The organism is Shewanella sp. 30m-14 (assembly GCF_052977125.1).
This window is the reverse complement of sequence record NZ_JBRILW010000005.1, coordinates 201440-211094: the sequence shown is the minus strand read 5'-3', so window position 1 is coordinate 211094 and position 9655 is coordinate 201440. Positions and strand designations below refer to the sequence as shown.

General features: G+C 43.0%; 11 protein-coding genes. 1 reads left to right on the top strand and 10 read right to left on the bottom strand.

Annotation, left to right across the window (positions count from 1 at the left end):
- The coding region (locus ACVBIU_RS06060) for an IS630 family transposase (protein ID WP_447163299.1) at positions 1-570 on the top strand (570 nt) is incomplete at its 5' end.
- 90 nt (positions 571-660) lie between these two features.
- Here ACVBIU_RS06060 and hemB read toward each other — a convergent pair.
- The 10 genes from hemB to ubiE form a co-directional block, all read right to left on the bottom strand.
- A complete protein-coding gene (gene hemB / locus ACVBIU_RS06055) occupies positions 661-1671 on the bottom strand; it encodes a porphobilinogen synthase (RefSeq protein ID WP_447159808.1) in 1011 nt (336 codons plus the stop codon).
- A gap of 24 nt (positions 1672-1695) precedes the next feature.
- The gene (locus ACVBIU_RS06050) at positions 1696-3570 is read right to left on the bottom strand and encodes a sensor domain-containing diguanylate cyclase (protein WP_447159807.1); all 1875 of its coding nucleotides are present in this window, start codon (positions 3568-3570) and stop codon (positions 1696-1698) included.
- A complete protein-coding gene (locus ACVBIU_RS06045; RefSeq protein WP_447163298.1) occupies positions 3570-4364 on the bottom strand; it encodes a TatD family hydrolase in 795 nt (264 codons plus the stop codon). Before ACVBIU_RS06045 ends, ACVBIU_RS06050 begins: the two co-directional genes overlap by 1 nt.
- Entirely contained in the window at positions 4364-4870 is a 507-nt protein-coding gene (locus tag ACVBIU_RS06040; protein WP_447163297.1) for a hypothetical protein, read from the bottom strand. Before ACVBIU_RS06040 ends, ACVBIU_RS06045 begins: the two co-directional genes overlap by 1 nt.
- Before the next feature lie 171 nt (positions 4871-5041).
- A complete protein-coding gene (tatC, locus tag ACVBIU_RS06035) occupies positions 5042-5809 on the bottom strand; it encodes a twin-arginine translocase subunit TatC (RefSeq protein ID WP_447159804.1) in 768 nt (255 codons plus the stop codon).
- 3 nt (positions 5810-5812) lie between these two features.
- Positions 5813-6208 (bottom strand): Sec-independent protein translocase protein TatB, encoded by a 396-nt coding sequence (gene tatB, locus ACVBIU_RS06030; RefSeq protein ID WP_447159803.1) that lies wholly within the window; start codon positions 6206-6208, stop codon positions 5813-5815.
- Between the two features lie 6 nt (positions 6209-6214).
- Positions 6215-6484, bottom strand: coding sequence for a Sec-independent protein translocase subunit TatA (gene tatA / locus ACVBIU_RS06025; RefSeq protein ID WP_447159802.1), 270 nt, complete (start codon positions 6482-6484; stop codon positions 6215-6217).
- Positions 6485-6544: 60 nt separating this feature from the next.
- Positions 6545-8194 (bottom strand): ubiquinone biosynthesis regulatory protein kinase UbiB, encoded by a 1650-nt coding sequence (gene ubiB / locus ACVBIU_RS06020; protein ID WP_447159801.1) that lies wholly within the window; start codon positions 8192-8194, stop codon positions 6545-6547.
- The gene (locus tag ACVBIU_RS06015) at positions 8191-8814 is read right to left on the bottom strand and encodes a ubiquinone biosynthesis accessory factor UbiJ (RefSeq protein WP_447163296.1); all 624 of its coding nucleotides are present in this window, start codon (positions 8812-8814) and stop codon (positions 8191-8193) included. Before ACVBIU_RS06015 ends, ubiB begins: the two co-directional genes overlap by 4 nt.
- 11 nt (positions 8815-8825) lie before the next feature.
- The gene (gene ubiE, locus ACVBIU_RS06010; protein WP_447159799.1) at positions 8826-9581 is read right to left on the bottom strand and encodes a bifunctional demethylmenaquinone methyltransferase/2-methoxy-6-polyprenyl-1,4-benzoquinol methylase UbiE; all 756 of its coding nucleotides are present in this window, start codon (positions 9579-9581) and stop codon (positions 8826-8828) included.
- Between the last annotated feature and the right edge of the window lie 74 nt (positions 9582-9655).

Below are 9655 nucleotides of genomic sequence, written 5' to 3'. Positions count from 1 at the left end.
TTCCAAATTAAAACGATCCTTAAGATCCCGGGATACCTCCCTTTAGATCGCATCGATATCTGGTTTCAGGATGAAGCAAGATTCGGTCAACAAAACACAACAACTAAGATTTGGGCTCGAAAAGGTAGCAGGCCAAGGGTTGTACGCCAGCAGCAATTCGAATATGCATACCTTTTTGGCTCTGTATGTCCCAGCAGAGGTATAGGGCAAGCAATTGTGGTTCCGTGGACAAGCAAAGAAGCAATGAGCCTCCACTTAAGACAGATCTCCGAAGCCACAGACATAGATAGACATGCTGTAGTACTCATGGATGGTGCCGGTTGGCACTCAGACGGTATTGCAGATGAATTCAAAAATGTCAGCATCATCAAATTACCGCCCTATTCACCAGAGCTAAATTCAATTGAACAAGTATGGAGCTGGATGCGGCAACACTGCCTTGCTAATAGAGTTTTCAAAAATTATGAAGATATTGTCGATAGTGTTTGTGAGGCTTGGAATACCTTTACTGAGAGTTCAGAGCGAGTGACAAAATTGTGTTCTAGGGATTGGGCAAGTGTGACCAGTTAATTTTCCAGTTTGGTATAAGGGGTGAGGCTAATATGAAGGGAGAATGAAAAAGCCAGAGGTATTCTCTGGCTTTTTAATGACTAGGTTAAATTATTTGTCTTCTTTTAACCACTGAGCAGCGCGTTTAGCGAAGTAGGTTAGAATGCCATCTGCACCTGCCCGTTTAAAGCAAAGCAATGATTCCATAACGATAGCTTTCTCAGCTAACCAACCATTTTGAATTGCAGCCATGTGCATCGCGTATTCACCGCTTACTTGGTAAGCAAAAGTGGGTACAGCGAGCTCAGTCTTGACACGATGAACGATATCTAAATATGGCATGCCAGGCTTAACCATAACCATATCAGCGCCTTCTTGAATATCTAGAGCGACTTCATGCAGGGCTTCATCGCTGTTAGCTGGATCCATTTGGTAGCTATGCTTATTGCCACCTTTAAGGTTTCCTGCTGAGCCAACGGCATCACGGAAAGGTCCGTAGTAATTTGAAGAGTACTTAGCTGAGTACGCCATGATTTGGGTGTTAACGTGACCAGCTTCTTCTAGCGCTTGGCGAATCGCGCCAATACGCCCATCCATCATATCTGATGGCGCAACAATATCTGCACCAGCTTCAGCATGTGATAGTGCCTGTTTTACTAAAATTTCAGTTGTAATGTCATTCATGATGTAGCCGGTTTCATCAATGATGCCGTCTTGACCATGAGTCGTAAACGGATCAAGTGCTACGTCAGTCATCACACCTAACTGAGGGAAGGCTTCTTTCAGTGCGCGCACAGCACGCTGTGCTAAGGCATCTGCATTGTAGGCTTCTTCGGCCATCAAAGTCTTTTTCTCAGCTGGAGTCACTGGGAAAAGAGCGATCAGAGGAATACCTAGTTCCACTAGCTCTTCGGCTTCTTTAAGCAGAAGATCGATAGATAATCGTTCAACACCAGGCATTGAGGCGACTTGCTCTGTGCGATTGTTCCCTTCGAGAACAAACATTGGGTAGATTAAATCGTTAACTGTTAATCGATTTTCAGCCATTAAGCGGCGACTAAATTCATGTTTGCGCATACGACGCATTCTACGTTGTGGGTAGGCACTGGTAATAATATTCACATTAGGCTCCAGACGATGGTGATATTAATCTTGTTCAGGGCTGTATAACTTAATACGGTTACGCCCTTCATTCTTGGCTTGATAAAGTGCTTTATCAGCCTGTTCTAATAACAAGGTGGTATGTTCTTCTGAGGTGACAATTTCACTGCTCACCCCAATACTTACCGTTAGAGGGATGGCATTGCCTTCCCAGTAAATAACGAGTTCATCGATAACTTTTCTAATTGTCTCAGCGACTTGCTCAGCACCAATTTGATCAGTATTGGGTAATATAATAGCAAACTCCTCACCACCAAAACGTGATACTAGATCGGTTGGTCGCTTTAAGTTTTCTTTTAATTTATTAGCGACCACTCGTAAGGCGTGGTCACCAGCAAGGTGACCGTAGGAGTCATTAATTGATTTGAAACGATCCAAATCAAGCATCAAAATTGCCATTGGAGACTGCTGCCTACGGCTAATTCGGCCCTCTGCAATAATACGCCGATCAAATGAATTACGGTTTTTCACGCCGGTAAGGCTGTCTTTTGTTGTCTGTTCGGTGAGCTTTTGATTCGCTTCATTAAGCTCTCTTAAAGCAATCTCTAACTCAAGGGTTCGCTCTTGTACCATTTGGGCTAATTGCTCACTACTTCTGGCTTCAATTCGTAGCGCTTCTTCTTTATTGTCTTTGGCAAGTTTTGCTTGGGCTAAGGCCTCTTTTTGGACTTTCTGTTTAGATAAACGCTCGTCGTTATAGCGGATGGCTAATAGCGCAGCCATAAAAATAACTTCTATGCTTAGTCCAACCAAAAAAGGGGTTTTAGGGTCAATAGTCCAATTGAGCAGGCCTAAATAGATAGCCCCGGATATCAACGCACCTAGCATCATGCCCGCCCAGCCAATCGCAAATAGTTTTGCTAGCTTGTAGCCCTTAATTGCTTGGGTCACCGACATATACATCAGCATAAGGCTTGCAAACATGACGGCGTAAATATTAATAATTAGCGCGGCCGTGTAGTTAAGTAGTAAGCCAAGAAACAGCAGCAATACAGAAAGGGCTGCACTGGAACGGCAGAGCCTTAGCATGGCTTGGTTGTGATGTTTTAGTTGCATAACCTTCTCTGAGAACAGGAAGGCGAACATCATTGATAAGCTTAGCAGGGCTGGTAATGCGTACTCTTGAAAAATCGGCCAATTTGGCCAAATAAATCGAAAGGCTAAGCCGTGCAGGGTCGCGACAAATAGAGTAATAGAAAGTACATAACCTGCATAATAGCTATAACTGAATGAATTGGATGTGATGGCAATCAGTAAACTAAAGATACCAATAGCCATCAGTACACCTATCTGAAAACCATAGAAAATAGACTGCTGCTCCGCATTTTGATAATAAGCGTCGCTGTTCCATAAGGTGATAGGGAGGTACGCTGAGCCAGTCCCCTTTATTCGTAAGTAGAATCTATGGCTATCATGTTGTTGGCTGCTAAAAGGGTATAAAAAGTCAGTGCTTAGAATAGGTCTTTGACTAAAGGGATAGTTATCGCCGACATTTAGCTGCTCCACTAGAGTCGAACGGTTAAAATGGTATAGCTCAATATAATCAATATGCGGGTTGGTTATCGACAAAATCTGCTGTCTAGGTTCATGGTTCTGCTGCTTAAGACTGAACCTAACCCAATACGATTTTTGCCCAATCCCTGTGATGCTTTTAGGATCGTATGGTTGCCATTGTCGCTCTGTAAAGTTTACGGCTTGCTGTATGTTCGAGTCTGGCAGTGCCTCAGCAATATATAGCTGAGGTGATAGCTGAACCTCTGTGGTGTGTTGTTCACTGACAAATTGGTGGTTTTCGGCATTGACGATATTAGAAAAGCTGAATAGAGCGATAAGAGCAATAAGCTGAAAGTGAAAAAGCATTAAAAATCCAATCCAAAAAAACGGCGACTATTTTTATAGGTATTATCTGCAAAAGTACTCATGTCTTGTTTTTTTAGATCGGCAATATACTGAGCGATATAAGGTAGATATTTGGGTTCGTTTTTACTCGACTTAGGCTTTGGCCGCATACTTCTTGGTAAAAGGTATGGGCTGTCTGTTTCGATAAGAAGACGGTTATCTGGAATATACGGGACAATCGAAGCCAGCTCTTGGCCACGGCGCTCATCACAAACCCACCCAGTAACCCCAAGATAAATATCTTGCTCTATATAAGCTTCGAGAGACTGCATATTGCCTGTAAAACAGTGCAGCAGCGCTGCGGGGAGATCTGTGCGATATTCTTTTAAAATAGCTAAGAAATCTGGGTGAGCATCGCGTTCATGCATTAACACTGGCATTTCTAGCTCAACAGCGAGCGCTAGCTGCTTAGCAAAAACGTTTCGCTGCACATCCCGTGGTGAAAAATCTCGATTGTAATCAAGACCGCATTCGCCTATGGCAATGACGCATGGCGACTGTGCAAGCATACGGATAGTGTTAGCGCTACTTGTTTGCCATTCACTGGCATGATGAGGGTGAATACCTGCAGTGCTATAGAGTTGATCAGGAAACTGCTCACATAGGGCGATAGCGTGCTTGCTTTCATCTAAGTGGCTACCAATAACAACCATAGAAGTGACCGACTGATTAGTCGCATCTTCAATTACACGTTGAATATCTTTTTCAAGCGAGCTGCCGATAAGATTGACAGCTATATCCATATATTGAGGCATTACTTTAGACGCTTTACTCGAATAGTCGTGTTACGGTCATCCGTACCTAGCATAAATGAACCAAAAGCCGCTTTTTCAATAAAGACTTTTTGCCCTGGTTTTATCCGGAAGGTGCGGTTATCTGTTTGTTTCCAGACTTGATCGTTGGCAAATGAAATTTTTAAGGCGCCGTAAGCATCTTTAGATACTTTTGCTACCTCTAGGTAGATCTTGCTTATCTCTTCTTTGTCGGCTTTTTTTACTTGGCCAAAGTCATCATGTGATGTTTTGTTTGCCGTTGATGCGACGGCAGTGGTTGATGCCGCAACGGCGACGGTTTCTGTAACTGGGAGCTGTCCAGTTTTAGTTGAATTTAGTGATGAAGAAAGCTTGTCATAACAAATTAATCGTTCGAGCTTATCTTGAATTGCTGCGCATTGTGTTAACTGAGTTTCAACGGATGCATGGACGCCGCTTGAGATAAGTAAAGACGCTGTGGTAAGTAGCAATAAGTGTTGCTTGATCATCAATAACTTCCTTTTATTTTTATAAAGCAGGTTTTAGACTGATTTTACATTTTATTAGGCGAATTGAAACATTAATGTTATTGATGGTTTAATGCTGTAAAAACAAAAAAAGGCACTATCTCTGTTGATTTATAACGAGATAATACCTTTTTATAAGCTTAACAAGAAAGTCTATTGTGACTCAGATTCTTTCTGTTCATCTCCGTCTTCGCTTTCGTCGTCTTGATTACCTTTGCTGTAGAAGCGTGCGGCAATCAAACCTGCTTCAAACAAAATTAGCATAGGAATTGCTAGCATCGTTTGTGAGATAATATCTGGAGGCGTTAAAAGCATACCGATAACAAAGGCGCCAACAACAATGTAAGGGCGTTTCTGTTTCAGGTCTTCAGGTGTTGTTACACCTGCCCAGCATAACAGAATCACTGCTACAGGGATTTCAAACGCTAAACCAAAAGCAAAGAACAACTTTAGAATAAAGCTTAGATAGCTGCTGATATCAGTTGCGACCTCTACCCCTTCTGGTGCGGCACTGGCGAAGAAGCCAAAGACGACCGGAAAAACTATATAGTAAGCAAAAGCGATACCTAGATAAAAAAGGAGTGTGCTACTGGTTAGTAATGGCACAACCAGACGCTTTTCATGCTTATATAGACCAGGTGCGACAAAAGACCACACTTGGTAAAGAACATAAGGAACTGCAACAAAAAACGACAGAACCAGTGTTAATTTAAAAGGGGCAAAAAATGGCGCAGCTACATCAGTTGCAATCATGCTGCTTGATTCAGGCAGAACTTGCATTAATGGGGTGGCCATATAATGGTAGATATCGTTAGCCCAGTAGACTAAGCAAATAAATACCAAAAGAACACTGCCAATTGCTTTTAGCAACTTAGTGCGTAATTCAAGCAAATGGCTAATTAATGGCTGCTGTTGTGACATGGACTACCCGTTAGGTTTGTCTGAATTAGCACTCGTTGTCGCACTTGTCTCTGCAGGAGGGGTTTCTTTGGCTGGTGTATCCTTCGCCGCTGGAACGTCTTCTACTTGATAAGGACGATTAACAGATTGAGCCGCTTCTTTTAATTGATCGATTGAATCCTGTAACTCTGGAGAAAGGTTCTTTAAACCCTGACTCTCTGCATTTTTCAAATCAGAGTGCAGTTGCTCAATTTTAAGCTCTTGCTCTAATTCGTCTTTTACCGAGTTAGCCATTTTTTTCATGGCGCGGATCCAGCTAGAAATTGAGCGCACAGCGGTTGGGAGTCTTTCAGGGCCAAGTACGACAAGGCCCAAGATCCCAATCAGCAGCAACTCCATAAAGCCGATACCGTCGAACATAGTCGATTACGCCTGTTCTTTGCCTTTAGACTCAGCCTTTTTCTCGGCTGTCTCTGCAACTTTTGCAGTTTCTGTCACTTTTGCAGTGTCTGCAGTTGGTTTGTCAGTTGCGTTTTCTTCTAAAGCTTTCTTTTCTTCTTCAGAAGACATTGCGTTCTTAAAGCCTTTAACTGCACCACCTAAATCGCCGCCTAGTGAACGTAACTTCTTAGTTCCAAACAATAATACGACAATCAAAGCAATAATAAGAAGTTGCCAAATACTAATGCCACCCATGGATGAATCCTCTTAATTAGATACTGGTTCCATTATGAACCTTTGGTTATTTAGGTCTAGCTAAATTTTGCGATTCTTTGGTCTAGATCGCCATCCGAGCACCCACAGAGTGATGCCTATGCCAATACTGCCATAAGAGGGCCATAGTGTAGCGTCTTCGTTTAACAAAATAGTGCCACAGATCACTAAAACAGCTGATGTAATTAAAAGATAGTTACTTTTATGAGCTTTTTGCTGATGTTTGAGATACCGATCTAACAAATTATTCTGGTTTTTAGATAGGTTGCGACCCATTTTTAGGTTGTCGTAGATAAGCTCTGGTAATTCTGGCAAATGTTCGGCCCAATAAGGTAACTGTTTCTTAACCTTGTCGGCCATTGCTTTTGGCCCAACTTGCTCCGCCATCCATTGCTCTAAAAAAGGTTTTGCTGTTTGCCATAAGTCTAGTTGTGGGTATAGCTGACGGCCTAGCCCTTCGATGTACAGCAAGGTTTTTTCGAGTAGTACCAGTTGGGGTTGAACAACGATGTCAAAACGCCGAGCCGTTCTAAAAAGCTCGAGTAAAACGTGTCCAAATGAAATCTCATCCAGTGGCTTGTTGAACATAGGCTCACAAACGACTTTTACTGCTTGTTCAAATGCACCGACATCGGTATCTGGCGAAACCCAGCCTGATTCTATATATAACTGAGCAATACGGCGGTAATCGCGATTGAAAAAGGCTAAAAAATTCTCAGCTAAGTAACGCTTATCTTCATCGGTTAAAGTGCCCATAATGCCGCAGTCCAAACCGATATAGAAAGGATCGTTAGGGTGCTCACGGCTAACAAAAATATTGCCTGGGTGCATATCGGCATGGAAAAAGTTATCACGGAACACCTGTGTGAAGAAGAGTTCCACCCCGCGTTCTGCAAGCAACTTTAAGTTAGTGCCTTGTGCCTCTAGCGCGGCTTTATCTGAAACGGGTACACCATCAATGCGCTCCATTACGATAAGGCGGGTAAAGCATAGTTCCTCGTACATATACGGAATATATAACGCATTGGAATCGAGGAAGTTATTACGTAACTTTATGGCATTAAGGGCTTCAAGCTTGAGGTTTAGTTCGCCTTCAATTGTGGTGCGATAGTCTTCAATCACTTCTGCTGGGCGTAAGCGGTTATTGGCACCGAGTAAACTTTCTAAGACAGCGGCTGCTTGCGACATCAAGAGGATGTCAGCATGTACTTTTTGTTCGACATCGGGGCGTAAAACTTTTAAAACCACCGCTGCACCATTAGATTTAAGTGTTGCAGTATGAACTTGAGAGATAGAAGCTGACGCTAACGGTGTATCGTTAAAGTCATCGAAATAGGTTTCAATAGGGGCATTGAGCTCCGATTCTATAGAGGCACGCGCAATGGCTGAATCAAAAGGCGGCACTCTGTCTTGCAGCATCGCAAGCTCTTCGGCCCATTCATCAGATAGTAGGTCTCGACGCGTCGATAGCATCTGGCCGAATTTGATGTAAACCGGCCCAAGCTCCTGCATTGCTAACTTTAAACGTTCACCACCCACTTTATCTTTGTGTTGGTTTCGTAGCCAGAAGAAGCAACCCCTTAACAGTTTGAAGTACCAAGGCGTTAACTTAGAAGGAATTAAATCATCGAGTCCGTAATGCAAAGCAGTACGAATGACGTGATAAGCGCGCCTGATACTTTTTACTGTCATGGTTTCATTTTTACCCTGTTGATAAGTTGGTCTACTCGTGTAGCCATAGCGTCGACATCGACAGCTAAATCATCGATTCTATCACTTAAATGGATATATTCGAGTTTATGAGGAGCGAGCCTATATTCTTCGATTGTGAGCTGGCCAAGGTGTGAGCGAGTTTTACGCAGCACATCTGTCAGGTCATTTTTGGCTTGTTTGAGGCCTTGGCTAAGAAAGTGCGTTGGCACGTCACCAATATAGCGTGAGATAGGCTCTGCTATGTCAATCTCAATTTGCTGCATATAATGACTAAAGGTCTGTAATAGGCTTAAGTCACCTTCGAGACTGAGTTTATCTTGCTTAATCAGCTCGGTAAGGTTGGCACCTTCAGTCAGCTGGTAAAGCGTAGTGATATCGGCATTCACTTTAGTGGTAACTTCGCCTTCGTAGCGAGAGAAAACTTGGATCTCTTTGGCAAATAAAAAGTAAAGCGGCCAGTTGAGCTGTGATAGTTGAATGCATAAGACCTTGCCGTGAAGAGTACGCAACTTTGCGTAGTCTTCAGGAGATTGCGAGATCAGCTTATTTAAACTGATCTCTATCGCGGCGCAGGCAAGTAATGGCAGGTCACGAGACATAGTGAGTCCAATCAGAATTTATAGCCCTTGTGTAAGGCAACGATACCGTCAGTCATGTTGGTGTAGTTGACTTGTTCAAAGCCCGCATCTTCCATCATCTGCTTTAAGGTATCTTGATCTGGGTGCATACGGATAGATTCAGCCAGATATTCATAGCTGTCTGCATCTTTGGTGATGAGTGATCCCATCTTTGGCAGTACTTTAAAGCTATACAGATCGTAAATTTTACGCATAATTTCATGCTGAGGTTTAGAGAACTCAAGTACCAGTAGCTTTCCGCCCGGCTTTAATACGCGCAGCATTGATGCAATCGCTGCATCTTTATTGGTTACATTTCGTAGACCAAAAGCAATGGTGATGATATCAAAGTGGTTATCAGGAAAAGGCAGTGCTTCAGCGTTTGCTTGCACGTAATTCACGTTGCCTACAATACCTTTATCTCTTAACTTCTCACGACCCACTTTAAGCATTGAGTCGTTAATATCAGCTAACGTCACTTGGCCTGTTTCACCGACAATGCGAGAAAACTTAGCCGTTAAATCACCGGTACCACCGGCTAAATCTAACACCTTCATACCTGGGCGCGCACCTGCACTTTCGATAGTGAAGCGCTTCCACATACGGTGGATACCGAAAGACATGACGTCATTCATAATGTCGTACTTTGCGGCGACAGAATGGAATACGCCAGCGACCATGTCGGCTTTCTTCTCTGCTTCAATCGTTTTGTAACCGAAGTGAGTGCTCTTTGGAGTGTCCTCTGACATCTATCTATTCCTATAACGTTAGCAATTAAATTGTTGCGATTGTAAGCCATTGAACTGGATTGCTGAATCTTTCA

Bases quoted from the DNA above. Each gene is read 5' to 3' on its own strand.
- ACVBIU_RS06050 (WP_447159807.1), bottom strand. From the start codon at position 3,570: ATGCTTTTTCACTTTCAGCTTATTGCTCTTATCGCTCTATTCAGCTTT.
- ubiE (WP_447159799.1), bottom strand. From the start codon at position 9,581: ATGTCAGAGGACACTCCAAAGAGCACTCACTTCGGTTACAAAACGATT.
- tatB (WP_447159803.1), bottom strand. From the start codon at position 6,208: ATGTTCGACGGTATCGGCTTTATGGAGTTGCTGCTGATTGGGATCTTG.
- ACVBIU_RS06045 (WP_447163298.1), bottom strand. From the start codon at position 4,364: ATGCCTCAATATATGGATATAGCTGTCAATCTTATCGGCAGCTCGCTT.
- ACVBIU_RS06015 (WP_447163296.1), bottom strand. From the start codon at position 8,814: ATGTCTCGTGACCTGCCATTACTTGCCTGCGCCGCGATAGAGATCAGT.
- tatA (WP_447159802.1), bottom strand. From the start codon at position 6,484: ATGGGTGGCATTAGTATTTGGCAACTTCTTATTATTGCTTTGATTGTC.
- tatC (WP_447159804.1), bottom strand. From the start codon at position 5,809: ATGTCACAACAGCAGCCATTAATTAGCCATTTGCTTGAATTACGCACT.
- ACVBIU_RS06040 (WP_447163297.1), bottom strand. From the start codon at position 4,870: ATGATCAAGCAACACTTATTGCTACTTACCACAGCGTCTTTACTTATC.
- ubiB (WP_447159801.1), bottom strand. From the start codon at position 8,194: ATGACAGTAAAAAGTATCAGGCGCGCTTATCACGTCATTCGTACTGCT.